Origin of the sequence: Streptomyces sp. Je 1-332 (assembly GCF_040730185.1) — a bacterium.
GTDB lineage: Bacteria > Actinomycetota > Actinomycetes > Streptomycetales > Streptomycetaceae > Streptomyces.
Map to the genome: position 1 here is coordinate 4672258 of NZ_CP160402.1, position 25943 is coordinate 4698200.

Annotated in this window: 23 protein-coding genes and 1 pseudogene; 19 read left to right on the forward strand and 5 right to left on the reverse strand. The window is 69.7% G+C overall.

Translation table 11 applies throughout. The annotated features are described in order from the left end of the window. The first annotated feature begins 17 nt into the window (after positions 1 to 17). From ABXJ52_RS21235 to ABXJ52_RS21245, 3 genes are read left to right on the forward strand one after another with little or no spacing between them, the layout of a single operon-like run. Entirely contained in the window at positions 18 to 470 is a 453-nt protein-coding gene (locus tag ABXJ52_RS21235; RefSeq protein WP_367044211.1) for a TadE family protein, read from the forward strand. Continuing rightward, positions 470 to 967, forward strand: a complete 498-nt coding sequence (locus ABXJ52_RS21240; RefSeq protein ID WP_367044212.1) for a TadE family protein — start codon at positions 470 to 472, stop codon at positions 965 to 967. Before ABXJ52_RS21235 ends, ABXJ52_RS21240 begins: the two co-directional genes overlap by 1 nt. Before the next feature lie 26 nt (positions 968 to 993). Beyond that, positions 994 to 1449, forward strand: a complete 456-nt coding sequence (locus tag ABXJ52_RS21245) for a pilus assembly protein TadG-related protein (RefSeq protein ID WP_367044213.1) — start codon at positions 994 to 996, stop codon at positions 1447 to 1449. 204 nt (positions 1450 to 1653) lie between these two features. Here the strand turns inward: ABXJ52_RS21245 and ABXJ52_RS21250 are convergent, their stop codons facing one another. From ABXJ52_RS21250 to ABXJ52_RS21260, 3 genes are read right to left on the reverse strand one after another with little or no spacing between them, the layout of a single operon-like run. Further along, positions 1654 to 2178, reverse strand: coding sequence for a hypothetical protein (locus ABXJ52_RS21250; protein WP_367044214.1), 525 nt, complete (start codon positions 2176 to 2178; stop codon positions 1654 to 1656). 27 nt (positions 2179 to 2205) lie between these two features. Continuing rightward, positions 2206 to 3276, reverse strand: a complete 1071-nt coding sequence (locus ABXJ52_RS21255; RefSeq protein ID WP_367044215.1) for a hypothetical protein — start codon at positions 3274 to 3276, stop codon at positions 2206 to 2208. 2 nt (positions 3277 to 3278) lie between these two features. Further along, positions 3279 to 3908 carry a hypothetical protein gene (locus tag ABXJ52_RS21260; protein WP_367044216.1) on the reverse strand — a complete coding sequence of 210 codons (630 nt, stop codon included), beginning with the start codon at positions 3906 to 3908 and terminating at the stop codon, positions 3279 to 3281. A gap of 477 nt (positions 3909 to 4385) precedes the next feature. Between ABXJ52_RS21260 and ABXJ52_RS21265 the strand changes: the two genes are divergently transcribed. The 7 genes and pseudogenes from ABXJ52_RS21265 to ABXJ52_RS21295 all read left to right on the forward strand — a co-directional run bounded on the left by ABXJ52_RS21265 (position 4386) and on the right by ABXJ52_RS21295 (position 13928). Further along, positions 4386 to 7385, forward strand: coding sequence for a BTAD domain-containing putative transcriptional regulator (locus tag ABXJ52_RS21265; protein WP_367044217.1), 3000 nt, complete (start codon positions 4386 to 4388; stop codon positions 7383 to 7385). Between the two features lie 109 nt (positions 7386 to 7494). Beyond that, positions 7495 to 8220 carry an A24 family peptidase gene (locus tag ABXJ52_RS21270; protein WP_367044218.1) on the forward strand — a complete coding sequence of 242 codons (726 nt, stop codon included), beginning with the start codon at positions 7495 to 7497 and terminating at the stop codon, positions 8218 to 8220. 71 nt (positions 8221 to 8291) lie between these two features. Next, the gene (gene mqnC / locus ABXJ52_RS21275; protein ID WP_367044219.1) at positions 8292 to 9491 is read left to right on the forward strand and encodes a cyclic dehypoxanthinyl futalosine synthase; all 1200 of its coding nucleotides are present in this window, start codon (positions 8292 to 8294) and stop codon (positions 9489 to 9491) included. 7 nt (positions 9492 to 9498) lie between these two features. Then, on the forward strand, positions 9499 to 10098 hold the full coding sequence (locus ABXJ52_RS21280) for a hypothetical protein (protein WP_367044220.1): 600 nt from the start codon (positions 9499 to 9501) through the stop codon (positions 10096 to 10098). Positions 10099 to 10345: 247 nt separating this feature from the next. After that, positions 10346 to 11038: a demethylmenaquinone methyltransferase gene (locus tag ABXJ52_RS21285; RefSeq protein WP_367044221.1), complete on the forward strand. Its 693-nt coding sequence runs from the start codon at positions 10346 to 10348 to the stop codon at positions 11036 to 11038. A gap of 217 nt (positions 11039 to 11255) precedes the next feature. Beyond that, a pseudogene (locus tag ABXJ52_RS21290) lies at positions 11256 to 11324 on the forward strand (zinc-ribbon domain-containing protein); the annotation flags it as partial. A 390-nt stretch (positions 11325 to 11714) separates the two neighbouring features. After that, positions 11715 to 13928, forward strand: a complete 2214-nt coding sequence (locus ABXJ52_RS21295) for a hypothetical protein (RefSeq protein WP_367049493.1) — start codon at positions 11715 to 11717, stop codon at positions 13926 to 13928. Between the two features lie 104 nt (positions 13929 to 14032). On the opposite strand, the gene ABXJ52_RS21300 is transcribed toward ABXJ52_RS21295, so the two are convergent. Beyond that, the gene (locus tag ABXJ52_RS21300) at positions 14033 to 14536 is read right to left on the reverse strand and encodes a GNAT family N-acetyltransferase (protein WP_367049160.1); all 504 of its coding nucleotides are present in this window, start codon (positions 14534 to 14536) and stop codon (positions 14033 to 14035) included. Positions 14537 to 14657: 121 nt separating this feature from the next. Here ABXJ52_RS21300 and ABXJ52_RS21305 point away from each other — a divergent pair, with 121 nt between their 5' ends. Then, on the forward strand, positions 14658 to 15947 hold the full coding sequence (locus ABXJ52_RS21305; RefSeq protein ID WP_367044222.1) for a geranylgeranyl reductase family protein: 1290 nt from the start codon (positions 14658 to 14660) through the stop codon (positions 15945 to 15947). Between the two features lie 50 nt (positions 15948 to 15997). Then, complete coding sequence (locus ABXJ52_RS21310) at positions 15998 to 16324, forward strand: putative quinol monooxygenase (RefSeq protein ID WP_367044223.1); 327 nt, start codon at positions 15998 to 16000, stop codon at positions 16322 to 16324. 110 nt (positions 16325 to 16434) lie between these two features. Here ABXJ52_RS21310 and ABXJ52_RS21315 read toward each other — a convergent pair whose 3' ends face one another. Beyond that, the gene (locus ABXJ52_RS21315; protein WP_367044224.1) at positions 16435 to 17244 is read right to left on the reverse strand and encodes a C40 family peptidase; all 810 of its coding nucleotides are present in this window, start codon (positions 17242 to 17244) and stop codon (positions 16435 to 16437) included. A gap of 955 nt (positions 17245 to 18199) precedes the next feature. Here ABXJ52_RS21315 and ABXJ52_RS21320 point away from each other — a divergent pair. The 7 genes from ABXJ52_RS21320 to ABXJ52_RS21350 are packed head-to-tail and all read left to right on the forward strand — an operon-like array spanning position 18200 to position 25939. Beyond that, positions 18200 to 18559 carry an NADH-quinone oxidoreductase subunit A gene (locus ABXJ52_RS21320; protein ID WP_003992243.1) on the forward strand — a complete coding sequence of 120 codons (360 nt, stop codon included), beginning with the start codon at positions 18200 to 18202 and terminating at the stop codon, positions 18557 to 18559. A 20-nt stretch (positions 18560 to 18579) separates the two neighbouring features. After that, on the forward strand, positions 18580 to 19134 hold the full coding sequence (locus ABXJ52_RS21325; RefSeq protein ID WP_160506582.1) for an NADH-quinone oxidoreductase subunit B family protein: 555 nt from the start codon (positions 18580 to 18582) through the stop codon (positions 19132 to 19134). Next, complete coding sequence (locus ABXJ52_RS21330; protein ID WP_367044225.1) at positions 19131 to 19862, forward strand: NADH-quinone oxidoreductase subunit C; 732 nt, start codon at positions 19131 to 19133, stop codon at positions 19860 to 19862. Before ABXJ52_RS21325 ends, ABXJ52_RS21330 begins: the two co-directional genes overlap by 4 nt. Beyond that, positions 19862 to 21196 (forward strand): NADH-quinone oxidoreductase subunit D, encoded by a 1335-nt coding sequence (locus ABXJ52_RS21335; RefSeq protein ID WP_367044226.1) that lies wholly within the window; start codon positions 19862 to 19864, stop codon positions 21194 to 21196. The genes ABXJ52_RS21330 and ABXJ52_RS21335 overlap by 1 nt, the downstream gene beginning before the upstream one ends. Beyond that, the gene (gene nuoE / locus ABXJ52_RS21340; RefSeq protein WP_367044227.1) at positions 21193 to 22044 is read left to right on the forward strand and encodes an NADH-quinone oxidoreductase subunit NuoE; all 852 of its coding nucleotides are present in this window, start codon (positions 21193 to 21195) and stop codon (positions 22042 to 22044) included. Before ABXJ52_RS21335 ends, nuoE begins: the two co-directional genes overlap by 4 nt. Continuing rightward, the gene (nuoF, locus tag ABXJ52_RS21345) at positions 22044 to 23405 is read left to right on the forward strand and encodes an NADH-quinone oxidoreductase subunit NuoF (protein WP_367044228.1); all 1362 of its coding nucleotides are present in this window, start codon (positions 22044 to 22046) and stop codon (positions 23403 to 23405) included. The genes nuoE and nuoF overlap by 1 nt, the downstream gene beginning before the upstream one ends. Beyond that, positions 23402 to 25939, forward strand: a complete 2538-nt coding sequence (locus ABXJ52_RS21350) for an NADH-quinone oxidoreductase subunit G (RefSeq protein ID WP_367044229.1) — start codon at positions 23402 to 23404, stop codon at positions 25937 to 25939. Before nuoF ends, ABXJ52_RS21350 begins: the two co-directional genes overlap by 4 nt. Positions 25940 to 25943 lie beyond the last annotated feature (4 nt).

The window sequence follows — 25943 nt, forward strand, 5'->3', positions numbered from 1 at the left end:
AGCGAAGGCGGATACGAGTGCACGGGCGTGTGAAGCGATGGGTACGCCGCAGGGTGGAGGCAGCCTCCACCCGCGGTGAATCCGGCATGACCGCGATCGAGTTCGTGCTGCTCACCCCGGTGCTCTTCTTCATGATCTTCGCTACGGTGCAGTTCGCGCTGTACTTCTTCGCGGACCATGTCGCCCAGGCCGCGGCCCAGGCGGGCGCGCGCAAGGCGCGTGCGACGGCCGACGAGAATCCGGGCGGGTGGCGGGGCGACGCGCGTGACGTGGTCGACGACTACATCCAGCAGCTGGGACCGCAGTTGGTCCTCGGCCCGGACGTGAAGACGGTGGAGCCGAAGGCGAACACCGTCGGCGTGGAGATCACCGCGAAGGTGCCCTCTGTCTTCCCCGGCCTCGACATGACGGTGCGCGCGCAGTCGTCCGGGCCGGTGGAGCGGTTCGTCGAGGAGGGTGAGGGCGGCTGATGAGGAACGTATGGGCTGAGATGTCGGGCCGTGCGTCGAACCGGCTGCCGGAGCAGGTAACCAACGGGTCGTCGGAGGACGCGTCGGACCACACATCGGTCGGCGCCTCGGACCGGGGGCTTTCGACCGTCGAAGTGGTCATTCTCGCGCCCGTGATGATCCTCTTCATCCTGCTCCTGGTGGCCTTCGGACAGCTCGTCGACGCCCGGGGGGCCGTCGACGGCGCGGCGCGTGACGCCGCGCGCGCCGGCTCGATCCAGAAGGACAGCGGCACGGCGATGGCGGAGGCGCGTGCGGCCGCCGTGGCCGACCTCGAGGGCTCATGCGTCGGCCCGGTCACCGTCAACCAGACCAGCCAGGGCTTCGAACCCGGCACGTTCTTCACGGTGGAAGTCAGCTGCGAGGTACGGGGGTTGGGCATGCTCGGCCTCGACATGGAGACGACACTGAAGGCCAACTTCAGCTCGTCGCTGGACCCCTACCGGAGGTCGGCGTGAGCACGACTCCTTGTTTCAGCTCTCGTATGCGTGAATGGCATGAATGGGCGGCCTCCCGTCGCGAACGCCTCGACGACCGGGGTTCGGGCGCGGGCGCAGTCATCATCTTCGCGATCGTCTTCCTCACCCTCTCCGCTTTCGTCATCGACGGCGGCATGTCCATCTCCAAGCGGGAGCGTGCGGCGGACATCGCGGAACAGGCCGCGCGCTACGCCGCGCAGGACCTGGACACCGAGGGCATCTACGAGGGCGCCAAGGGGGCGCCCATCAACTACGAGAACTGCGGCGCACGAGTACAGGCGTACGCACGCTCGACGGGCATGCGAGGCGGGGACGTCGCGGCGACGCACTGCGTGACGGCGAACGCGGATCAGGTCGAGGTCGAGGTCCAGATGACCTACAGCCCGGTGTTCACGGGGATGTTCTACGGCGGCGACGTGACGGTGCAGGGACGTGCCGTGGCGGAGAACGCGGTGGGCTGAGCGGGCTGGGAACGCCGTTCTGCGTTCCGCTTCACTCGGGCTTCCACTGGGTGGCTGTCCGTTACCGGTGTTGACCTTGAGCAGGGAATCGTTCCTGATCTTGCTCAGCGGAACGGGGTTGGGCAGATTGGCCTCGCGCGCGATGTCCCTCGTGCCCCGGCCGTGAGCTGGTACGCGGCGGAGCCTCCAGGGGGACGCGCCACCTCACTGGGGAAGCGACAGGAAAGCGCGCACTTCGTCCATGCTCGTCTGCCACTCGGAAATCTTGTTTCCGTCCTCGTCCACGGTTGTGCGCGGCTCCACGGATCGCCATGGTTCCTCGGGAAGAAACTCCTCCGTCAGTTCGTCCAGGAAGATGAGCGAGTTCTGGACGTACACGTCTTCTCCGTGCCTGTAGAGAGGCCAGCAGAAGATGAAATTGCTGTTCGTCGGGTCTGCGATGGACGAAATGAGGCAGGTACTGGCGGTACTTCCTTCATCAAGCACATGCAGGGCCGCGGACCAGCTGTCCCGGTAGTCGTCTTCGCTCCAGTACGTCAGGTCCATCGGAAAGTCTTCCGTGAAGTCGCGCATCGTGATCCTGCCGATGGCGCTGGGCGTGACTTGGGATTCGGCACCCCCAGCGCAGTCGTCCAGCGACGCTGATGAGGCCACGCGGATGGAGAAGCCGTTATTCCTTGATGTAGTTGAGGTCTGCGACGAGGGCGTCCCAGTTGTTGTGGTGCCCATGGTGCGCCCTTGCTCCTCGTGCGCCGGTCAGCGGTTGATCGACTGGATCTCCTGGACGTCCATGTCCTGGGTCGTCTCGAAGGTGCCGTCAGGCAGCGTGTCGCCTGTGCCGCCCGAGCCCTCCCAGGAGATTTCCCAGGTGATCGATGCCTTCAGCTGGTACGGCTTTCCGTTGCTCGCTCGGAGGTACTTGATGCCGCACGGAGGGTCCTGCTTCGACTTGCCCTTGGTGTAGGGCGTGCCGATGCTGCCGTCTTCGTTGATCTTGCATTCGCCCGATGCCGGGAATGTCTCGGCGTCGGCTGTGCCGGGCTCCAGGTGGAGGCTCTTCGGCGTCGCCGTCGTCTCCGCCCACAGGCCCGTGTTCGGAAGCTCCGCGCGGACCCTGACGTCCTTGAAGGTGCCCTTGTCCAGCCAGACCCAAGTGGGCAGATTCACCGTCGACTTGGCCTCGGGCTTCAGCTCGACCTCGGTGTCGGGGACCTTCACCTTGTCGTAGGCGTACTCGGCGAGCATCTTCGGCGTGGGGGCGTGCGGGATGTCGGGGACCGTTCCCGCGTCCTGCCAGAACATGATGCGGCCGCAGTCCCAGGAGTCCGGGTCGCTGTCGTCCGGTGCGACACCGCGCCAGAAGTAGCCGTCCTTGCCGATGTTGTAGTTCTTGTAGCCCTCGGCGTGACTGTTCTCGTCGTCGAAGTTGTTGCTGTCCTCGCCTTTGTCGTAGTGATCGATGAAGAGCGAGTCCGACCAGAACTCGTGAATCCCGGCGTCGTCGACTTCGCCGGCCTCCGCCGCCTTCTTTAGCTGCTCGGGCGTGTAGGCGGGCTCGTACCAGCATGCCGGGGGCTTCCAGTTGGGGTCGATCGGCGCCAGGTTCCCCTTCTTGCCACCCCCGTCGCCGCCACTCTCGTACGAGATCTTGATCGAGGAATGGGTGACACCGGCCCCGAGGTTGCCCTCGTCGTCCACGCTGCCGCCGCCTTCGTGGCCCGGCCCGCCGAGCGCCAGCGCGGGCGAAGGAAGGAGGGCCGAGGCGATCGCCAAGGGGGCGATGACCCGGACCACGGCGGTGCCTATGGTGCTGCGAGTGGAGCGCATGATCAGCATCCCCCAGGGGCGGTCTCTACCGAAGTCGTGATCCAGACGCCGTCGTCGCTCTTCTCCAGCGCGGTGCGGTACTGGACCTTGGGGGACTCGCCTTCGGGAGTCCCCTCCTTCTTGCCGGTCTTGAGGTCCTTGCTGAAGCCCTTGCTCTCGTCCACGCAGTAGAAGAGAGTCGCCCGGCCCTTCTCGCGGATCTCTGCCTCGGGGTTGAAGGCCTTGACCTCGCCGGTGATCGTCAGCCCCTTGTAGCCCTCGACCCACTTCTCGCCGCTCGCGAGGGCGGATCGGGCGCTGTAGAAGGCCAAGTAGTCGGCCTTGGGGTCGGCTTCACCGATCGCGGCGTACGTCCCGCGCAGCCGCTCCTTGCCGTCGTTCAGGATGGACTGGATCTTGGGGTCGCTGTCCGTCCAGCCTTGGAAGTCGGCCTCGAAGGACTTGGGCAGCGTGATCTCGGGCCGGTCGACGTCCGACGACTCCGACGCGGTGGGCGTCGGCTTGGCCGACCCGTTGCCCGCCCCCTCGATCTCATCCGAGGGACTGTCGTCCCCACCACCCCCACAGGCACTCAGGAGCAAGGTCGCGCCAGCCAGCAGAGCGGCGACGACGGGCACAGTGCGACGGGCCACGATTGCAGTCCCCCAGGGTTCGACAGCGTTGGACTTGTTGCAGGAGAGAATGGAGCCGGATGACGCTACCAGGCGTGGGTTTCCGGTACTGGTGGGCTTTGTGAAGGTTCTCGCGTTCCGTGCGATGACGGAAGTGAGCGGAAGCGAACGGAAGCCGGCGGGCCCCAAGTGCTACCCGGGCGCAGCGAATCCGTGCCGGAGCTGTTACGGGCGGGGGTGAATGGCCGGGGATGCCCGACCTGGGTGGGTGTTCGGCGGGACGAGGCGGGACGTCCGCCTCGTGCGGGGATAGGTGGGCCTACCGTGCAACCCGGGAGGAAAGGGGCGGCCGTCGAAGCCCGCAGGCGCCCCCGGCAGCCGCTGCCCCTGTATGACCTCCGGCCCCTTCCGTACCATCGCCTCAGTACGCTCAGCCCACCGCGGCACAGACCGCTGATCCCCACCCGCTCCCTCTCAGAGGACAACAGGACTCCCGCCATGGCGCGCACCACATCAAGTTCGACAGGCGGCCCGTCGGCTCCACGGAATCGGACGCCGCAGCCGCTGCCCCGGCGTCGTCGTACGTTCGGGGACTTCGTCAAGGCGTTCCTCGCCTTTGTCGCGTTGGCCGCGCTCGTCTTCGGCGTGCCTGGCGCCCTCGCGATCGTCGTGGGGTGGCCTCTCCCGGGCGGTATGCCCTCGCTGGACTGGTTGCAGCAGGAGATCACGGTCGGGACGTTCATCAATGTACTGACCGTCGTCGTCTGGCTCGCCTGGGCCCAGTTCACCGCCTGCGTGCTGGTCGAGGTCAAGGCCGCGCTCTCCGGGGTCGGGATGCCGGGTCGCGTTCCCGGTGCCGGTGGCAGTCAGCTGCTCGCGCGTCAGCTCGTCGCCGCGCTGCTTCTCGTGGGCGCGACCGCGGCCAGTTTCACGCCGGGGCTCTCGCAGTTCGGGCAGTCGCTGGAGGGCAACCAGAAGCCCGCGTCCGCCGCTTCCGCCCAGCAGACGCCCGGCGGGCTCTTCGGGCAGGAGCAGGCGCAGAGCGCCGCGAGCGCCGTCGCCGAGCAGGCCGAGCAGGCCGCCGCCCACGCGGGTAGCACCGCCAAGGACGGGGACACGAAGTACTACCGGATCCAGCCTCCCGAGGGCCGTCACCACGACTCCATGTGGGAGATCGCCGAGCGGCACCTCGGGGACGGGCGGCGGTACAAGGAGATCTACCAGCTGAACAAGGACCGCGAGCAGCCCGACGGGTCCCGCCTGTCCGAGGCCAGCCTCATCCGGCCCGGCTGGATCATGGAGATGCCCGCGGACGCGCACGGCGGCGAACTCGTCGAGATGCCCGACGAGGCGCCCAAGGTCTCGCAGGACGTCAAGGAGCAGATCTCCGACTACGCCAAGTCCGGGGACCAGCAGCAGGGCGGCGGCCAGCAGGGCGGCGGCTCCCAGGAGCAGGGCGGCAGCGGCTCCGGATCCGGCTCCGGCGACCGTGACACCGCGCACATCACCATCCCCGAGCAGCGGCCCTCCGACGCGGGCAAGGGGCAGGGGCAGCAGGAAACTCCCGTCGCCGCCAGCCAGTCCGAGGAATCCTCCTTCGGGCTGCCCGAGGCTCTCATCGGTGCGCCCCTCCTCGCCGCCGGGCTCCTCGGCGCTCTCGGACGCCGCCGCCGGCACGCGCTGTGGCAGTCGGCCATGGGCGCCGTCGGTGGCCGGCGCGGCATGGAGCCCCCGACGCCGACCGGGGGCGCCGCCGATGTGCAGGACGCGCTGCTCGTGGGCGCCGACCCCGAGGGCGTACGGCTGCTCGATCTGTCGCTCCGCGGCCTCGCCGCCGCGCTCGCCGAGGAATCGCGGGCACTGCCGACCGTCTACGCCGCCTGGCTCAGCAACGGCGACCTGCACCTCCAGCTCGCCCAGCCCGCCGGACGGCCGCCCGCTCCTTGGCAATTGGGGCAGGACCAGACGTTCTGGATGCTGGCGCGCACCGATGCCGAGCGGTACGAGGAGACGGAAACCGCCGCTCCCTACCCGGGTCTCGTCAGCCTGGGAACGCTCGACGACTCGCGGCTGCTGCTCAATCTCGAGGCCGTGCCCGGTGTCGTGTCGCTGAGCGGGACCGAGGCCGACCGCGCCGCCGTCTTCGCCTCCGTCGCCGCCGAGCTCGCCACCAACGGCTGGTCCGACCGCATGACCATCACCCTCGTCGGCTTCGGGCAGGACCTGACGCCGCTCGCGCCCAACCGGCTGCGGCACCTCGAGGACATCGAGGCGCTCATCGAGACGATGGAGGCCGAGACGCGGCAGCGGCGGGGCGCACTGGGTGCCGCCGGGCACGACTCGGTCCTCACCGGTCGTACGGGGCCCGCCCAGCACACCCGCTGGGCGCCGCACCTGGTGCTGCTCGCCGCCGAGCCCACCGGGGACGACGCGGTGAAGCTCGCCGAACTGGCCGCCGACGCGAGCCGGTTGGGCATCGGATATCTGGTCGGCACCGAGTCCGGTGACCTGCCGGGCGCCGCCTGGGAGATGGAGATCACCCCCGGGGGCAAGCTGCTCGCCCCGCTGCTCGGGCTCGAACTGGAGGCGCAGGCGCTGCCCGAGGCCCAGCAGCGGGCCGTCGTCGAGCTGTTCGTCGACGCCGATCCGGGCGAGGGCGGCACTGCAAGTTCCGGTTCCGGGCGTACGGGGGTCACGCCGCCGTTCCTCGTCGACGTCACCGAGCAGGGCAGGCCCGCGGTCTACGCCCGCCTGGTCGGTACGTACGAGATCATCGGCCTCGAAACGCCGGACGGCGAGCGCAGCCCGCTGATGCACGAGGCGCTCGCGCTGCTCCTGCTGCACCGTGAGGGCGTGCACCCGCGGGTGCTCTCCTCCGCGCTGTGGCCGCGGGGCGTCACCGAGGACGTACGGGACGCGCTCATCGAGCGGCTGCGGGAGTGGCTCGGCACCGAGCCCGACGGGACGCCCCGGCTGCGGGCAGACGGCAGCGGGCGGCTCACGCTCGCCAAGTCCGTGGTCTCCGACCTGGACGTACTGCGGTCGCTGTACCACGAGGCGACTCAGGGCCGCGGTGCCAACAGCCGTGCCGTGCGCGGGCGGATGCTCACCGACGCTCTGGTGCTCGTCCGGGGGCCGCTGCTCGCGGACCGGCCGCAGGGGCGGTACGCGTGGCTCACGCACGAGATCATCGACGCGCAGCTGCCGCTGCTCGTGGCCGACATCGGGCTCGCCCTCTCCGAGTTCCACCTGGAGAAGCAGCGCGCGGAGAAGGCCATCGAGGCGCTGAACGCCTCGCTGAACTCCGCGCCGGGCGACGAACGGCTCTGGAACGAGCTGCTGCGGGCCACCCACGCGGTGGGCGACCCCGCGCGGCTCCAGGCCGTCGCCGCCGATCTCGTTGCCCGGAGCGGGGCTCGAGGCGTGCCGCCCCGTACGGAAGCCTTGCTGGACGAGTTGCTTCCTACCTGGCGTAGTGGGCTTTCCGCCGTCGGGTAGTTCTCTTGCTGCGGGGGGGGTGGGGCGGATTCGAGGCCGCCGCTTCGCGGCGGATGTCTCCCGCGCACCCGCCCACCCGCCCGTCTCGCCGCGTCTAGAGAGTGAACCGTTGGACCCGTTCCTGTACGTCGTCGTCGGCGGTGCCCTCTGGGGCGCCGCCGCCGGACTCCTCGTGCCCCGCGCCGCCTACCGGCTGTCCGTGGCGCCCGACGAGGCCTGGCGCGCCGAGTGCCCCGACGGGCATCCCCTCGGCGGCTGGGTGGGGCTCGCGCGGTGCGGGGAGGGCACCCGCATCGGGCCGCGCACCCTCACCGTCGCCCTCTCCACTGCCCTCGTCTGCGCCGCCATCGCCGCGGCCACCGGCGCCCGGCCCGAGCTCGCCGTCTGGCTGCTGCTCGCACCCGTCGGCGTACTGCTGGCCGTCGTGGACTTCGGAGTGCACCGGCTGCCCGACGTGCTGACGCTTCCGCTCGCCGTGTCCGCGCTCGTGCTCCTGGCGGGGGCCGCGCTGCTTCCCGAGCACGCCGGTTCCTGGATCCACGCCCTGTACGGGGCGCTGGGGCTCGGCGGCGCGTACTTCGTGCTCTTCCTCATCAGCCCGAACGGCATGGGCTTCGGTGACGTGAAGCTGGCGCTCGGGCTCGGGGCCGTCCTCGGCTGGTACGGGTGGGGCGCGGTGCTGCTCGGCACCTTCGCCGGGTTCCTGCTCGCCGCCCTCTACGGGACGGGGCTCGTCATCGCCCGCCGCGCCGGACGCAGGACGGCGATCCCGTTCGGGCCGTTCCTGATCGGCGGAGCCTTCGTGGGGCTCCTCATGGGGGCGTACGCCGCCTGACGTCGGGTGCCGGAATCGGCTGGCGTACGCTGAATCAGTCCGCCCCCAACCCTTACGAAAGGGACGCCCCGGTGACCGAGAAGGCCGACCTTCAGTCCGTCCTCGACCGTGCCGCCGCAGGTGGGCGGATCAGCGCCGAAGAGGCGCTCGACCTCTACCGCGATGCCCCGCTGCACGCGCTCGGCTCCGCCGCCGACGCGATCCGCCGCCGCCGGTACGCCGGGACCGAGCACATCGCGACGTACATCATCGAGCGGAACATCAACTACACGAACGTCTGCGTGACGGCGTGCAAGTTCTGCGCCTTCTACGCCGCCCCGAAGGACACCAAGAAGGGCTGGACGCGCGACCTCGACGACATCCTGCGCCGCTGCGCGGAGACCGTCGAGCTCGGTGGCACCCAGGTCATGTTCCAGGGCGGGCACCACCCGGACTTCGGCGTCGAGTACTACGAAGAGCACTTCTCGGCGATCAAGAAGAACTTCCCGCAGCTGGTCATCCACTCCCTCGGCGCCTCCGAGATCGAGCACATGGCCCGCATCTCGAAGGTCTCCGCCGAGGAGGCGATCAAGCGGATCCACGCCGCCGGGCTCGACTCCTTCGCCGGCGCCGGCGCCGAGCTGCTCCCGGCGCGCCCGCGCAAGGCCATCGCCCCGCTCAAGGAGAGCGGCGAGCGCTGGCTGGAGATCATGGAGATCGCGCACGGCCTCGGGGTGGAATCCACGTCCACGATGCTCATGGGCACGGGCGAGACCAACGCCGAGCGCATCGAGCACCTGCGGATGATCCGCGACGTACAGGACCGGACCGGGGGCTTCCGGGCCTTCATCCCGTACACGTACCAGCCCGAGAACAACCACCTCAAGGGCCGGACGCAGGCCAGCATCTTCGAGTACATCCGCATGATCGCGATCTCGCGGATCTTCCTCGACAACGTGGCCCACATCCAGGGTTCCTGGCTGACCACCGGCAAGGAGGCAGGGCAGCTCACCCTGCACTACGGCGCGGACGACCTCGGCTCGGTGATGCTGGAGGAGAACGTCGTCTCCTCCGCCGGTGCCAAGCACCGCAACAACCTGCGCGACATGATCGACATGATCCGCACCGCGGACCGCGTCCCGGCCCAGCGCGCCACGACGTACGAGCACCTCGTCGTGCACGACGACCCGGCGAACGACCCGACCGACGACCGCGTCGCCTCGCACATCTCCTCCACGGCGATCGAGGGTGGCACGGCCCACCCCGAGCTGAAGCTCCTCGCCAGCAACTGAGGCCGCCGTGCGCACACTTCACGTCGCCGAGGGGACGCCGGAAGCGGCGGTCCTGGTCGACGGGGCGAACATCGCCGCCGTCGGCCCGTACGAGGAACTGGCCGCCGCGGACCCGGCGGCCCGCGTCCGGCGCTGGCCCGGCATCCTCACGCCGGGCCTGCTCAACGTGTACGGCCCCGAACTCCTCGAAGCCACCTATCACCCCGACCCGCGCGAGGCGGACGAGTTCGGCACGGAGCCCATCGGCGGGGAGCGCGCGCGGGCCCTCTTCCGCGCCGTCCCGTCCCGCCTGGGCGCGAGCGCACGCCGGGGCGTACAGCGCCTGTTCGCCCACGGCACGGTGGCGGTGGCGGGCGAACTGCAGGCCAGGCCGGTCCTCGACACCGTCCGCAGGGCGGGCCTGGCGATCGGCCGCCGCCCGGAGCGGCTGCAGGGCCCCGTGTCCCTGTCGCCGACCCCACTGGTCCTCCTGCCGCCTTTGACGGAGGGCGGCCCGGCGCGCTTCGCGGTCTTCGACGTACCGAGCCGAGCCGAGCTGGTGCGACAGGGCGCGACGACGTGCGCGGCGACGGTGATCGCAGGCCGCATGGTGTACCGCGCCCGCTGAGGCAGCCCCGCAGGGGCGCCTCAGGGGCGCGGGGCTGTGTCGATATGCGGCTCCGCCGCGTGGGCGCGAGCAACCACCACGGACCCGCACCCGCCGGCGGGCCCCGCCGGGCAGAGGCCCCGGCGAAGAGCCCGCCGCAGGCGAGAAAGCCCGCCGCAGGCGAGAAAGCCCGCCGCAGGCGAGAAAGCCCGCCGCAGGCGAAGCGGGCCGCGGCCAAGGCAGAAGACCGGCCTGACACAATGGCCGGGTGACCCGAGCCACCCTGGACAAGCAGCCGCACGAAGTCGCCTCGATGTTCGACGACGTGGCGGAACGGTACGACCTGACGAACGACGTGCTGTCGCTCGGACAGGCGAGGCTGTGGCGCAAGGAGGTCGCGAAGGCGGTCGACGCGCGCCCCGCGCAGAAGGTGCTCGACCTCGCCGCGGGCACGGCGACCTCGTCGCAGCCCTTCGCCCGCGCGGGAGCGTACGTCGTGCCCTGCGATTTCTCGCTCGGCATGCTCCAGGTCGGCAAGGCGCGCCACCCCTGGATGCCGTTCACGGCGGGGGACGCGACGAAGCTGCCGTTCAAGGACGACACGTTCGACGCCGTCACGATCTCCTTCGGCCTGCGCAACGTCCACGAGACGGACCAGGCGCTGCGGGAGATGTACCGCGTGACGAAGCCGGGCGGCCGGGTCGTCATCTGCGAGTTCTCGCACGCGACATGGGCGCCGTTCCGCACGGTCTACGAGGAGTATCTGATGCGGGCCCTGCCGCCGGTGGCGCGCGCGGTCTCCTCCAACCCCGACGCGTACGTCTACCTCGCGGAGTCCATCCGCTCCTGGCCGGACCAGCCGACGCTGGCCGCGCTGCTGCGTGACGCGGGCTGGTCGAAGGTGGCGTGGCGGAATCTGACGGGCGGGATCGTGGCCCTGCACCGGGGCTTCAAGGCCTAGGACCCGCTGGGGGGACACCCGAACGGGTAGCGCGCGAAATCCTTCGTTGTGAACCGAGTTGACGGGAACCAGCCGCCGGGCAAGATGTGTCCGTTGTGATACGACTCCGCCGACGCGGCGTGGTCGATGCGAATCCGCTCTGTCGCATCGGCCGCCGCGGGATCACTCGGCACGGGTCGGTTCCATCTGGTCATCTCCCCAATGACGGAGCGTTCCCATGGCGTCGTACTGCCCTCACTGCGGGGCACCCACCCCTGACGAGGCCCGCTTCTGCATGAGATGCGGGCGAGAGCGTCCGCGTGACACGACGGTGGACGCGGGGCCCGCGGAACTGCCTGCGGCAGAACTGGGCGATCCGACTTCCGCTTCCGCTTCCGCTTCCGCCGACGCGGCGTCGGTGGGGCCCGAGGCTGATGCGCCCGCCGGGGCTGACGCACCCGCCGGGGACGCGCCTGCCGGGGACACGAGTGCCAGTGACGCGCCCGAAAGCACGCCTGCCGGGCCCGGGTACACCGCAACTTCCCTCCCTGCTCCCGCACTTCCAGCCGCCCCCGCATCCCCACCCCCGCCCCCACACGTCCCCGCGGCGCCCGCAGGGCCCTCCCCGCTCGGTGCCTTCCTCGGGAGGTCGTTCCGAGGAGACTGGGCGGGAGCCGCCCAAGCCGCCCTGTGGCCCGTGGGACTGGTGCTCGTCGCGGCTGTCGCGTTCGCCATCCCCTCCTACGGGCAAGGCGACGGCGACGTGGTCGTCGGGTTCGGCGACCGGCTACGGATCGCCCTCGCGCTGCTGCTCCAGGCCGTGGGCGGCGGCTTCGAGATGTCGGGAAGCGAGCGCCAGCAGTCGTCCCTCTTCGGCGGCGAGAGCTCCAGCGTCGACGTCGCCTTCGACGGCAGCGCCTCGCTCCACCTCATCCCGCTCACCGTCACCGCCCTGTGGATCGGGGCCCTCTTCATCGGCGTACGCATCCTGCGCAGCCGCGTACTCCTGCGTACCGGCGGGCAGGGCGGAGGCACCGCCGGGCTCGAAGCGGCCGTGCGTGTCAGCCTGTTGGTGACCGTGGCCACTCTCGTGCTCAGCCTCTTCGCGCAGCCCGAGATCGAGGGCGTCGAACTCTCGTCGTCACCTGTGCTCGCCGCGCTCGGCGCGCTCCTCCTCGCGGCCGCTGTCACCTGCGGAGTGCTGCACCGCCACGACCTGGCCCACTGGCTGGCCGTGCGGCCGGGTTGGCAGGCGGCGTTCCGTGCCACCGGCACCGCACTGCGCGCGCTCGCGGTCGTACTGGCCCTCTGCTCGGTCGTCGCGTTCATCAGCCTCGCCCAGGTCGACGACCTCGAAGGCGTCGCCGACCTCGAAGATGCCGATGTCTCCCCCCTGCTCATCGCCCTGCTCCTGCTGCCGAACCTCGGCATCGCGGCCCTCGGGCTCGGGTGGGGAGCACCGCTCAAGGCATCGGTGGAGGGCAGTAGTTCGGCGTTTGGAGGTGGCTACGAGAGCGAGTCCTTCGGGCTCTCGGAGCTGGGCGACGTCACCAACGCCTGGGCGATCATGGGGGCGTTGACGCTCGGGCTCGTGAGCGCGCTGGTCCTCGGCCTCCTTGCCGCGCGCCGCTCCGCGCACCGGGGAGAGCAACTGCTCGCCGCCGGTGTCTTCTTCGGGCTCTTCCTGCTCATCGCCGGGGTCGGCGGCTTCAGCATCGACGCGACCGGAAGCGCGTCCTCGCAGTTCGGTGGCGGCGCAGGCGGCAGCGGCTCGGGCAACGGCAGCTTCGAAACGGGCGTGAGCGTGCCGGACGCGCTCCTGTTCGGCCTGCTCTGGGCCTTCGGCGCCGCGCTCATCGCGCCGTTCCTGCTGCAGATGACGGGGCAGCGGACGGGGCTCGACGCGACGCCGATGCCACCGGTCCCGCCGATGCCGTACGGCGGTCCCGCGAGTGCCCTTGGTGCGACCAGCGCTCCCGGCGCTCCCGGCTCTGTGGCCGACGCCCCCACCGAGGGCGCTGTCGGCTCCGTAGGGCCAGTAGGCCCCGCTTCAACTGGCGTTCCCGCACCCGCGGTTACCCCGGCACCCGCCTACGCCCCCGCCGCCTACGACCCCACCCCCCACGCCCCCACCCCCTACGACCCCCACACCTTCCAGCTGCGCCAACAGCCGCCCGCCTCGCCCGCGTCCCGCCGCACCGCGGTCTGGGTCGGCACCCTCGCCGCCGCCTTTCTCATCGGCAGCGGTATCGCGGCCGGGGTCCTGCTCTGGCAGAACGACGACGACGGCTCGGCGGACAAGGCCGGAGGCAAGGACGACAAGCCCGCCGTCAGCAGGACCGAGGACCCCACGCCGCCGCCCTCGCCATCCCCATCGGCCACCCCTACACAGGACACGGAGAGCCCGGCCGAGCCGAGCGCGAGCCCGGACGCCCTGGACGACGCACCCGAACTGCCCGCGGACTCCGACCTGGTGTCCGACGTGAGCGGCTTCGAGTTCGCCGTGCCCGAAGGCTGGACCCGGCAGGGCGAGGAGAGGCCGGGCCAGATCGTGTACGCCGGGTCGACCGGCCCGGAGGGGTTCATCGTCGGCGTGGTCCCCAGCGCCCCGTACACCTCGTACGAGAACTTCACGACGATCGAGAAGGACGCCAAGAAGGACCCGAAGAAGTCGGACTACCAGCGGATCCGTCTTGAGCCGAACACCTTCCAGGGGCGCCCTGGCGCGATCTGGGAGTACACCTACACCGACGGGGCGGGCCGCGAGATCCATGCGCTGAACCAGAGTTACGTCGCGGACAACGGCACCGAGTACGCCATCCTGCTCTCCTGGCGCGCGGACCACTGGCCCGCGGGCGAGGGCGAGAAGATCCACGGGACCGCGCTCGACCACTGGCGGCTCAACGGCTGAGCGGGCCGGTGGCCGAGCGGATCGACGGCTGAGCGGATCGACGGCTGAGCGGGTCAGCGGCCGACGGGTGCGCCTGCGCTGGAGCACCGCGCCGGGCAGACCCGCTACAGCGCGAGCCGGAAGCAGCGTGCCACCCGGTCCGTGCCCGGCGACATGAAGGTCTCGGCCAGCTCCATGCCGAGCCGGCGGGTCACCGCGATGGACCGTTCGTTACGGGCGTCGACCATCGCCACCACGTCCGGTACGCCCGCCGTGCGCGCCCGCTCCAGGGTGGCCTGCGCGGCGGCGGTCGCGTACCCCTTCCCCCAGGCGGCCCTGGAGAGCCGCCAGCCGATCTCGATCTCGCCCGTGGGCCCCCAGTCGCGCGGCCACGGCTGTGCTCCGGTGAAGCCGATCGGCTCGCCGTCCGCGTCGAGCAACGTCCAGAGGCAGATGCCGAGTTCGGCGTCGTGTCTGCGCTGCCGGGCGGTGAGCTCCTCGTACACGGAGAGCTCGGCCGATGCGCCGGTGCCGAAGAACTCCATGACGTCCGGGTCGTCGAAGAGCCGGTGCCAGACGAAGGCGTCCTCGTGCGTCGGGACGCGCAGGTGTACGACGGGCAGGGTCATGGTCGGCAGTGCCTGCTTTGTCACGGGTGGCCCTTCGGCTGGCGGATCAGTACCGCTGCATAGACTGCCCATAACCCGTGCCCGCCGGCACACAGATTTCGAGCCTTGGGGAGAACCCGCCGTGACCGAGCCCCAGCCCCTCACCGAACACACCGCTGATGTGATCGTCGTCGGGGCCGGGCCAGCCGGTTCCACGACCGCCTACTACCTGGCCAAGGCCGGACTCGACGTACTCCTCCTGGAGAAGACCGCGTTCCCCAGGGAGAAGGTCTGCGGCGACGGCCTCACGCCCCGCGCCACCAAACAGCTCGTGTCGATGGGCATCGACATCTCCGAGGAGGCGGGCTGGCTGCGGAACAAGGGTCTGCGCATCATCGGGGGCGGTGTCCGGCTCCAGCTCGACTGGCCCGATCTCGCCGCCTACCCGAACTACGGCCTGGTCCGTAAGCGCGACGACTTCGACGAGCAGCTCGCCAACCAGGCACAGAAGGCGGGCGCCCGCCTGTACGAGCGCTGCAACGTCGGCGCCCCGATCATCGACGACCGCACGGGCCGCATCACCGGCGTGCACGCCAAGCTCGGTGAGGAGAAGACCCCGGTCACCTTCCACGCTCCGCTGGTGGTCGCCGCCGACGGCAACTCGACGCGGCTGTCCCTCGCGATGGGCCTGCACCGCCGCGAGGACCGTCCGATGGGCGTCGCGGTCCGTACGTACTTCACCTCGCCCCGCCACGACGACGACTACCTGGAGTCCTGGCTGGAGCTGTGGGACCGGCGTGGCGCCGAGGACCGGCTCCTTCCCGGCTACGGCTGGGTCTTCGGCATGGGCGACGGCACGTCGAACGTCGGCCTCGGCATCCTCGACTCGTCGTCCGCCTACAAGGAGCTGGACTGGCGCGAGGTGTTGAAGGCCTGGTGCGCCTCGATGCCCGAGGAGTGGGGCTACACCCCGGACAACATGACGATGCCGATCCGCGGCGCCGCCCTGCCGATGGCCTTCAACCGCCAGCCGCACTACACCAAGGGCCTGCTCCTGGTGGGCGACGCGGGCGGCATGGTGAACCCCTTCAACGGCGAGGGCATCGCGTACGCCATGGAGTCCGGGCAGATCGCGGCGGACGTCATCGTCCAGGCGCACGCCCGCCAGACCCCCGGCCAGCGCGAACTCGCCCTCCAGCGCTACCCGAAGGTCCTCAAGGACACCTACGGCGGCTACTACACGCTGGGCCGCGCCTTCGTGAAGCTCATCGGCAACCCGAAGGTCATGAAGATCGCCACGCAGCGCGGCCTGACGCACCCGATGCTGATGCGCTTCACGCTGAAGATGCTCGCCAACCTCACCGATCCGACGGGCGGCGACGCGATGGACCGCATCATCAACGGCCTGAGCAAGGTGGCGCCGAAGGCGTGAGGCTCTGTCCCGATTTGCCCTGACCGCGTGGGTGGTACGAGGCTGGCGGCATGATTTTCATCGCCGTCAAGTTCACGATCCGCCCCGAGCACGCCGACACCTGGCTGGAGCGGACCGCCGAGTTCACCCGGGCCACCCGCGCGGAGGAGGGCAACCTCTTCTACGAGTGGTCCCGCAGCGTCGACGACCCCCACCAGTTCGTACTCCTGGAGGGCTTCGCCTCCCAGGAGGCAGGCGCCGCGCACGTCGGCTCCGACCACTTCAAGGCGGCCATGGAGACGATGTCCGAGGCGATCGCCTCGAAGCCCGAGATCATCCACACCGAGATCCCGGGCAACAGCTGGTCCGAGATGGGCGAGTTGTCGCCGAAGGGCTGAGGCGCACGGCTTTGCGGGGCTCACTGAGGCACGCGGCTCGCTGAGCGCACAGAAGGGCCGGGAACCCCCCCAGCGGGGTTCCCGGCCCTTCCACGTAGCTGTGAGGGCCCTCAGAGGACGCGCACGGCGCCGTCGGCGGGGTAGCCCGACAGGTCCTGGATGACAACGCCCTTGCCGGGGTTGGCCGCGTCGAGGTACTGGCCGTTACCGATGTACACACCCACGTGGTACGCGGAACCCGCGCCACCCCAGTAAAGGATGTCGCCCACCTGGACGCTGTCGAGCGAGACCGGCGTACCGGAGACCGACTGGTCCTGCGAGACGCGCGGAAGGTCCACGCCCGCCTGCTTGAACGCGGCCTGGACGAGGCTGGAGCAGTCCCAGGCGTTGGGTCCGGAGGCACCCATGACGTACGCGTCACCGAGCTGGGCCTTGAGGAAGCTGACGACCGAGCCGACGCTGCCGCTGGCCGGGGCGGCCACATCGGCGGACGAGGCGCTGGAGCCGCCGGCGGCGCTGAGCGTCGTGCGCTCGGCGGAACGCGAGGCGCGCTCCTCCTCCGCCTTCTTCTTGGCGGCGGCCTCCGCCTTGGCCTTCGCCTTGGCCTCGGCCTTCGCCTGGTCTTCCTTGGCCTGCTTGGCGGCCTTCACGGCGGCCGCGTCCTGCTCGGCGCGGAGCTCGTAGCTGTCGGCGGTCTGCTGCGTGACCTCAGCGGACTGCGCGATCTGCGTGGAGAGGTCCGCGGTGAGCGTGGGCATTTCGATGGTCTCGGTCACCGGCTCGGCGGCGTTCGCCGTACCGGCGGCCGCGGCCACTGCCAGGGTGCTGAGGACGCCACCGGCAACTCCGGCGCGCAGGGCCATCTTCGAGGCGCTGCGACGGGGCTTCCGGTGGCTGGGTATGTGAGCGGTGTGGGACATGAGAACAACCGCTATCAGGGAGTCAGGGTTCCCATCAAGAAACGTGGGCTGCGCCACAGTTGCTCGTGAGGGCCCCGAATCCCGGGCGTGTCACTTCTTATTGACGCCGTAACGGGCAATGCGGACAACGGCGATCACGCCTGTGATCATGGGTTTTCTGCGATACGCCCGAATTGCCCCCGGTCTACCACCGGTTGAGCCGGTTGGCCAAGCCCGGTTTCTCGCCCGCGCGGGGTCGTGTGGCGCAGGTCACAGGGGAAACCCCTGGGGATCTCTCTGAGATCCAGCCGAGACCTTCCTGAGATCTTCCGAAGAATTCAGGGGTGTTGCCCGTATGGGGGAACGGTGACGGGTCGGTGCCGACGGGGTGCCGATCCGCCCGCATGCGGGAAGTCGACCCGCCCGCCTACGGGAAGTCGACCCGCCCGTCTACGGGAAGTCGATCTGCCCGTCTACGGGAAGTCGATCCGCCCGTCTACGGGAAGTGGATCCGCCCTCATGTCGTCTTCGTGTGGCTGCGGCTCCGGCCGCTAGTGAATCGGCGCACGCGTCCGCGGTTGTCCACTCCCGTCCACACCTCTCCCGCCAAAGTGTGAATGAGCCGCCACTATCAAGCCAGCGCGTCCAGCGCCAATTTGCTTGCGGCGGCTATCGCTTGATAGGGCGACCCCCTCCCGACCAGCGGTAACTCGCTGAGATGTCACCTCTGGTGATCACTCAGGCGCTTCGCGTATGAAGATCACCGCTCATCCGACTTCATGATCCTTCGTCAGGTGGTGGAGATCACAAAGCCGTTGTCGCACCCCGTGTCGCAGATCACAGACCGGCGGGCATAAGATGCACGGCAGTTGGGCTTGTGACCTGCTTCACATGTAAGCGATCTTCGGGTCGTGGTGGGTGGTCGCGGTCCGATGCAACCGCCAACAGTCAGTGCCGACTGAGAGGAGCGAGGAGCGTGAACGCCTATGCGCCCATCCTCGTGCTGGGAGCCCTCGGGGCAGGCTTTGCGATCTTCTCCGTGGTCATGGCCACGCTTATCGGTCCAAAGCGGTACAACCGCGCCAAGCTCGAGGCGTATGAGTGCGGTATCGAGCCGACGCCGACTCCGGCCGGCGGCGGGCGATTCCCGATCAAGTACTACCTGACGGCGATGCTCTTCATCGTCTTCGACATCGAGATCGTCTTCCTTTACCCCTGGGCCGTCACCTTCGACGCGCTGGGGATTTTCGGGCTCGTGGAGATGCTGCTCTTCGTGCTCACCGTCTTCGTCGCGTACGCGTACGTATGGCGGCGTGGCGGCCTGGAATGGGACTAAAGGTCTGAGGGGCCAAGAGCATGGGACTCGAAGAGAAACTGCCGAGCGGTTTTCTGCTGACCACCGTCGAACAAGCCGCGGGCTGGGTGCGCAAGTCATCCGTCTTCCCCGCGACCTTCGGCCTCGCGTGCTGCGCCATCGAGATGATGACGACGGGAGCCGGGCGCTATGACCTGGCTCGCTTCGGCATGGAGGTCTTCCGCGGTTCACCGCGCCAGGCCGATCTGATGATCGTGGCCGGGCGGGTGAGCCAGAAGATGGCGCCGGTCCTGCGGCAGGTCTATGACCAGATGCCCAACCCCAAGTGGGTCATTTCCATGGGGGTTTGCGCTTCATCGGGCGGGATGTTCAACAATTACGCGATTGTGCAGGGCGTGGATCACATTGTCCCTGTTGACATCTATTTGCCCGGCTGTCCGCCGCGGCCCGAGATGCTGATGGACGCGATCCTCAAGCTGCACCAGAAGATCCAGGGCGGAAAGCTCGGGGTCAACGCGGAGGAAGCGGCCCGCGAGGCGGAGGAGGCGGCCCTCAAGGCCCTCCCCACCATCGAGATGAAGGGGCTGCTGCGGTGAGCGACGCGCACGACGAACACGACGAGCACCTGAACGGGAACGGCGTTCCCGCACCCCGCGACGAGGCCGGCAAGGTCATCCGCGTCCGCAAGGGCATGTTCGGCGCCAACAACGGCGGCGACACGTCCGGTTACGGCGGGCTCGTGCGGACCATCACCCTGCCGGGCGCCACCGCGCGCCCGTACGGCGGCTGGTTCGACGAAGTCGCGGACGAGCTGGAGGGCGCCCTGGAAGAGCAGGGGCTCCTGCCGGAGAACGCGATCGAGAAGACGGTCGTCGACCGCGACGAGCTCACCTTCCACATCGCGCGCGAGCACCTCGTCCGGGTGGCCCAGACCCTGCGCGACGACCCGGCCCTGCGCTTCGAGCTCTGCACGGGCGTCTGCGGCGTGCACTTCCTCGAGGACAAGGGCCGCGAGCTGCACGCCGTCTACCACCTGCGCTCGATCACCCACAACCGCCTGATCCGGCTCGAAGTCAGCGCCCCTGACGCCGACCCGCACGTCCCCTCGCTGGTCTCCGTCTATCCGACGAACGACTGGCACGAGCGCGAGGCGTACGACTTCTTCGGCCTGATCTTCGACGGCCACCCAGCCCTTACGCGGATCATGATGCCGGACGACTGGCAGGGCTTCCCGCAGCGCAAGGACTACCCCCTCGGCGGCATCCCCGTCGAGTACAAGGGCGCCCAGATCCCGGCTCCGGACCAGCGGAGGTCGTACAGCTGATGTCTGCAACTCAGGGAACTTCCCACGCTTCCGCCCGTGAGACGACCGAGGGGACCGTATATACGGTCACCGGCGGCGACTGGGACGAGGTCGTCCAGTCCGCGGCCCGGTCCGACGACGAGCGCATCATCGTCAACATGGGTCCGCAGCACCCCTCCACCCATGGTGTGCTCCGGCTCATCCTGGAGATCGAGGGCGAGACCGTCTCCGAGGCCCGCTGCGGCATCGGCTATCTGCACACGGGCATCGAGAAGAACCTCGAATACCGCACGTGGACGCAGGGCACGACGTTCGTCACGCGCATGGACTACCTGACGCCGTTCTTCAACGAGGCGGCGTACTGCCTCGGGGTCGAGAAGCTCCTCGGCATCGAGGACCAGATCCCGGACCGCGCGTCGATCATCCGGGTGCTCCTGATGGAGCTCAACCGCCTCTCCTCGCACCTGGTGTGCATCGCCACCGGCGGCATGGAGCTCGGCGCGACGACGATCATGATCTACGGCTTCCGCGATCGTGAACTCGTTCTCGACATCTTCGAGCTGATCACCGGACTGCGCATGAACCACGCGTACATCCGGCCCGGCGGACTCGCACAGGACCTGCCCCCGGGCGCGGTGGACCAGATCCGCGAGTTCGTGAAGAAGATGCAGAAGAACCTCGGCGAGTACGACAAGCTCGCCACCGGCAACCCCATCTTCAAGGCCCGTATGCAGGACGTCGGCTATCTCGACCTCGCCGGCTGCATGGCACTCGGCGCCACGGGGCCCGTCCTGCGCTCGGCCGGTCTGCCGCACGACCTGCGCAAGGCGCAGCCCTACTGCGGTTACGAGAACTACGAGTTCGACGTACCGACCGCCGACACCTGTGACTCCTACGGACGCTTCCTGATCCGTCTGGAGGAGATGCGCCAGTCGCTGCGCATCGTCGAGCAGTGCCTGGACCGCCTCGCGCCGGGTCCGGTCATGGTCGGCGACAAGAAGATCGCCTGGCCAGCGCAACTGGCGCTCGGCCCGGACGGATTGGGCAACTCGCTCGATCACATCAAGAAGATCATGGGCACCTCCATGGAGGCCCTGATCCACCACTTCAAGCTGGTGACCGAGGGCTTCCGGGTCCCGGCCGGGCAGGCGTACACCGCGGTCGAGTCGCCCAAGGGCGAGCTCGGGGTGCATGTCGTCTCCGACGGCGGCACCCGCCCCTACCGGGTCCACTTCCGTGACCCGTCCTTCACCAACCTGCAGGCCATGGCGGCGATGTGCGAGGGCGGCCAGGTCGCTGACGTCATCGTCGCCGTCGCGTCCATCGACCCCGTGATGGGAGGCGTCGACCGGTGACCACCACTCCTTCCCAGCAGGGTGCGGGCGTCAGCCTGGGCATGCCCCAACTCCCCGCCCCCGACTTCCCGGCCGACGTACGGGCCAGGCTCGACGCGGACGCCAAGGAGATCATCTCCCGCTACCCGGACTCCCGGTCCGCGCTGCTCCCGCTGCTGCACCTCGTGCAGTCGGAGGAGGGCCACGTCACGCGTACGGGCATGGCCTTCTGCGCGGAGGTGCTCGGCCTGACCACCGCCGAGGTCACCGCGGTCGCGACCTTCTACACGATGTACCGGCGCAAGCCCTCCGGTGACTACCAGGTCGGTGTCTGCACGAACACGCTGTGCGCCGTCATGGGCGGCGACGCGATCTTCGAGCAGCTCCAGGAGCACCTGGGTGTCGGCAACGAAGGGACCACGGAGGACGGCAAGGTCACGCTGGAGCACATCGAGTGCAACGCGGCCTGCGACTTCGCTCCCGTCGTGATGGTCAACTGGGAGTTCTTCGACAACCAGACCCCCGAGACCGCCAAGCGGCTCGTCGACGACCTGCGCGCGGGCGTGCAGGTCGAGCCGACCCGCGGCGCCCCCTTGTGCACGTACAAGGAGACGGCCCGGATCCTGGCGGGCTTCCCGGACGAGCGCGCCGGCGCCATCGAGGCGAGCGGCGGCGCGGGCCCCGCCTCGCTGATCGGACTGCGCCTGGCCAAGGGCGAGTTGCCGCAGCCGAGGGTGGTCCACCCCCGCGCGGGCGGCCCGCAGGACGAGGCCCCAGCCGAGCACCTCAGCTCGCACGACGCACCGCAGGAGACCTCGGCATCCGACCCGGACCACCCGGCCGGACCGACCGCCGAGGAGGGGGAGTGATGACCTTGGCTGCCGAGATCGACAACGAGACCAGCCCTGAGAAGCTGCTCGCGCCGGTGCTCTCGGCGTTCTGGGACGAGGAGAAGTCCTGGACGCTGGAGACCTACCGACGGCACGAGGGGTACGAGGGCCTGCGCAAGGCCCTGGCCATGGCGCCGGACGACCTCATCGCGTACGTCAAGGACTCCGGTCTGCGCGGCCGGGGCGGCGCCGGATTCCCCACCGGAATGAAATGGCAGTTCATTCCACAGGGCGATGGAAAGCCGCACTATCTAGTTGTCAACGCCGACGAATCGGAGCCGGGGACCTGTAAGGACATCCCGCTCCTCTTCGCGAACCCGCATAGCCTCATCGAGGGCATCGTGATCGCCTGTTACGCGATCCGTTCGTCGCATGCCTTCATCTACCTGCGTGGTGAAGTCGTCCCCGTGCTCAGGCGGTTGCACGAGGCCGTGCGTGAGGCGAAAGAGGCGGGATTCCTGGGCGAGAACATCCTGGGCAGCGGACTCGACCTCGAACTCACCGTGCACGCGGGCGCGGGCGCGTACATCTGTGGTGAGGAGACCGCGCTGCTCGACTCGCTCGAAGGCCGCCGTGGCCAGCCGCGACTGCGTCCCCCTTTCCCGGCCGTCGCGGGCCTCTACGCATGCCCCACTGTTGTCAATAACGTCGAGTCCATCGCGTCGGTTCCCGCGATCCTGAATCGCGGAAAAGACTGGTTCAAGTCGATGGGGAGCGAGAAGTCCCCCGGCTTCACGCTCTATTCGCTGAGCGGCCACGTCACCAGCCCCGGCCAGTACGAGGCCCCGCTCGGCATCACCCTGCGCCAGCTGCTCGAGATGAGCGGCGGGATGAGGGCGGGCCACCGGCTCAAGTTCTGGACGCCGGGCGGGTCATCGACGCCGATGTTCACCGACGAGCACCTCGACGTCCCGCTGGACTACGAGGGTGTGGGCGCCGCCGGCTCGATGCTCGGCACGAAGGCGCTGCAGTGCTTCGACGAGACGACGTGCGTGGTGCGGGCGGTCACCCGCTGGACCGAGTTCTACGCCCACGAGTCCTGCGGCAAGTGCACACCGTGCCGCGAAGGGACGTACTGGCTGGTCCAGTTGCTCCGCGACATCGAGGCAGGCAAGGGCGTCATGTCCGACCTGGACAAGCTGAACGACATCGCCGACAACATCAACGGCAAGTCGTTCTGCGCTCTCGGTGATGGCGCCGCGTCGCCGATCTTCTCCTCGCTCAAGTACTTCCGCGAGGAGTACGAGCAGCACATCACCGGCAAGGGCTGCCCCTTCGACCCGGCGAAGTCGACTCTCTGGGCCGACCGGCCCTCCGCACATTCGGAGGTGAACGCATGACAGTACTGAGTTCGAACAGCGGCTCCGCCGCGGGCAAAAGCGCTCCCTCCGGGGGCGGCGAGGCGGCGGTTCCGCCGGAGGATCTCGTGTCGCTGACGATCGACGGCATCGAGATCAGCGTCCCCAAGGGGACGCTGGTCATCCGGGCCGCCGAGCTCCTCGGCATCGAGATCCCGCGGTTCTGCGACCACCCGCTGCTCGACCCCGCGGGCGCCTGTCGCCAGTGCATCGTCGAGGTGGAGGGCCAGCGCAAGCCGATGGCCTCCTGCACCATCACCTGCACCGACGGCATGGTTGTGAAGTCGCAGCTCTCCTCGCCGGTCGCCGAGAAGGCCCAGCGCGGTGTGATGGAGCTGCTCCTGATCAACCACCCGCTGGACTGCCCGGTCTGCGACAAGGGCGGCGAGTGCCCGCTGCAGAACCAGGCGATGCAGGTCGGCGACCCGGACTCCCGCTTCGACGGCAAGAAGCGCACGTTCGAGAAGCCGGTGCCGATCTCCACGCAGGTGCTGCTCGACCGCGAGCGGTGCGTGCTGTGCGCGCGCTGCACCCGGTTCTCGAACCAGATCGCGGGCGACCCGATGATCGAGCTGATCGAGCGCGGTGCGCTCCAGCAGGTCGGCACGGGCGAGGGTGACCCCTTCGAGTCGTACTTCTCCGGGAACACCATCCAGATCTGCCCGGTCGGCGCGCTGACCTCGGCGGCGTATCGCTTCCGCTCCCGCCCGTTCGACCTGGTGTCGTCGCCGTCGATCTGCGAGCACTGCGCGGGCGGCTGCGCGACCCGCACCGACCACCGGCGCGGAAAGGTCATGCGGCGCCTCGCGCAGGACGACCCCGAGGTCAACGAAGAGTGGATGTGCGACAAGGGGCGCTTCGGCTTCCGTTACGCGCAGAAGCCGGACCGGCTCACGACGCCGCTCGTGCGCAACGCCGAGACGGGTGAGCTGGAGACCGCGAGTTGGCCCGAGGCCCTCGAAGCCGCGGCCGCGGGGCTAGCCGCCGCGCGTGGCCGTGCCGGTGTGCTGACCGGTGGGCGCCTCACCGTGGAGGACGCGTACGCGTACAGCAAGTACGCGCGCGTGGCGCTCGACACGAACGACATCGACTTCCGCGCGCGCGTGCACAGCAGCGAGGAGGCCGACTTCCTGGCCGCTCGTGTCGCGGGCCGTGGCCGGGACCTCGACGGCGCCGGAGTCACGTACGCGGAAGTGGAGAAGGCGCCCGCGGTCCTGCTCGTCGGCTTCGAGGCCGAGGAGGAGGCGCCCGGGATCTTCCTGCGCCTTCGCAAGGCCTGGCGCAAGCACGGCCAGCGGACGTTCTCCCTCGCCACGCACCAGACCCGGGGCCTGGAGAAGGCGGGCGGCACGCTGCTGCCCGCGGCTCCCGGCACGGAGACGGAGTGGCTCGACGCGCTCTCCGGGGAGGTCGGCCTTGAGCGCGACGGTGCCACGGCGGCCGAGGCACTGCGCGCTCCGGGCGCGGTGATCCTGGTCGGCGAGCGTCTCGCCGCCGTGCCGGGCGGGCTCACCGCCGCCGTACGGGCCGCTTCCGCGACCGGTGCGCGGCTGGTGTGGATTCCGCGCCGGGCGGGGGAGCGCGGCGCCATCGAGGCCGGCGCGCTGCCCTCGCTGCTGCCGGGCGGGCGTCCCTCCACCGACCCGCGCGCGCGGGACGAGGTCGCGACCGCCTGGCGCGTCGCCGAACTCCCGCACCGCTACGGCCGTGACACGGGGCAGATCATCGAGGCCGCCGCGACCGGCGAACTGGGCGCGCTCCTGGTGGCGGGCGTGGAGGTCGCCGACCTTCCCGACCCGGCACGCGCGCGTGAAGCACTCTCCGAGGTCGGGTTCCTGGTCTCCCTCGAGCTGCGGCCCAGTGAGGTCACCGAGCACGCCGACGTCGTACTCCCCGTGGCCGCGGTCGCGGAGAAGCCCGGCACCTTCCTTAACTGGGAGGGCAGGGCGCGGATGTTCGAAGCCGCGCTGAAGCCCGACCACATGACGCGCACGCTGGCCCCGACGGACGCGCGTGTGCTGCACATGCTGGCCGACGCCGGGGACGTACACCTGGGTCTGCCCGACCTGGCGAGCGCCCGGCGCGAGCTCGACCGGCTCGGCGGGTGGGACGGCACGCACGCCACCGGGCCCGTGGAGACGGCCGCCCAGCCGCCGAGGCCCGCCTCCGGAGAGGCCGTTCTCGCGGGGCACCGGCTGCTGCTCGACCAGGGCCGCCTCCAGGAGGGCGACGAGGCGCTCGCCGGTACGCGGCACGCCGCGGTCGCCAGGCTCTCGGCGGCCACCGCGGCCGAGGCCGGCGTCAAGGACGGCGACGTCCTGGCCGTAACGGGCTCCATGGGGGCGACGGAACTGCCCCTTGTGGTCACCGAGATGCCCGACCGGGTGGTGTGGCTGCCGCTGAACTCGACCGGGGGAGGCGTCACTTCCGACACCGGTGCGTGCCCCGGCGACCTCGTCCGCATCGGCCCGGCGCTCCTGCCGGAGCCCTCTGAGGCCCCGGAGGTGACGTCGTGATGCA

Coding starts and splice junctions, on each gene's coding strand:
- ABXJ52_RS21335 (WP_367044226.1), top strand. CDS start 19,862: ATGTCTGCAACTCAGGGAACTTCCCACGCTTCCGCCCGTGAGACGACC.
- ABXJ52_RS21255 (WP_367044215.1), bottom strand. CDS start 3,276: ATGCGCTCCACTCGCAGCACCATAGGCACCGCCGTGGTCCGGGTCATC.
- ABXJ52_RS21315 (WP_367044224.1), bottom strand. CDS start 17,244: ATGTCCCACACCGCTCACATACCCAGCCACCGGAAGCCCCGTCGCAGC.
- ABXJ52_RS21310 (WP_367044223.1), top strand. CDS start 15,998: ATGATTTTCATCGCCGTCAAGTTCACGATCCGCCCCGAGCACGCCGAC.
- ABXJ52_RS21240 (WP_367044212.1), top strand. CDS start 470: ATGAGGAACGTATGGGCTGAGATGTCGGGCCGTGCGTCGAACCGGCTG.
- ABXJ52_RS21325 (WP_160506582.1), top strand. CDS start 18,580: ATGGGACTCGAAGAGAAACTGCCGAGCGGTTTTCTGCTGACCACCGTC.
- ABXJ52_RS21350 (WP_367044229.1), top strand. CDS start 23,402: ATGACAGTACTGAGTTCGAACAGCGGCTCCGCCGCGGGCAAAAGCGCT.
- ABXJ52_RS21300 (WP_367049160.1), bottom strand. CDS start 14,536: ATGACCCTGCCCGTCGTACACCTGCGCGTCCCGACGCACGAGGACGCC.
- ABXJ52_RS21245 (WP_367044213.1), top strand. CDS start 994: ATGCGTGAATGGCATGAATGGGCGGCCTCCCGTCGCGAACGCCTCGAC.
- ABXJ52_RS21265 (WP_367044217.1), top strand. CDS start 4,386: ATGGCGCGCACCACATCAAGTTCGACAGGCGGCCCGTCGGCTCCACGG.
- nuoF (WP_367044228.1), top strand. CDS start 22,044: ATGACCTTGGCTGCCGAGATCGACAACGAGACCAGCCCTGAGAAGCTG.
- ABXJ52_RS21250 (WP_367044214.1), bottom strand. CDS start 2,178: ATGGGCACCACAACAACTGGGACGCCCTCGTCGCAGACCTCAACTACA.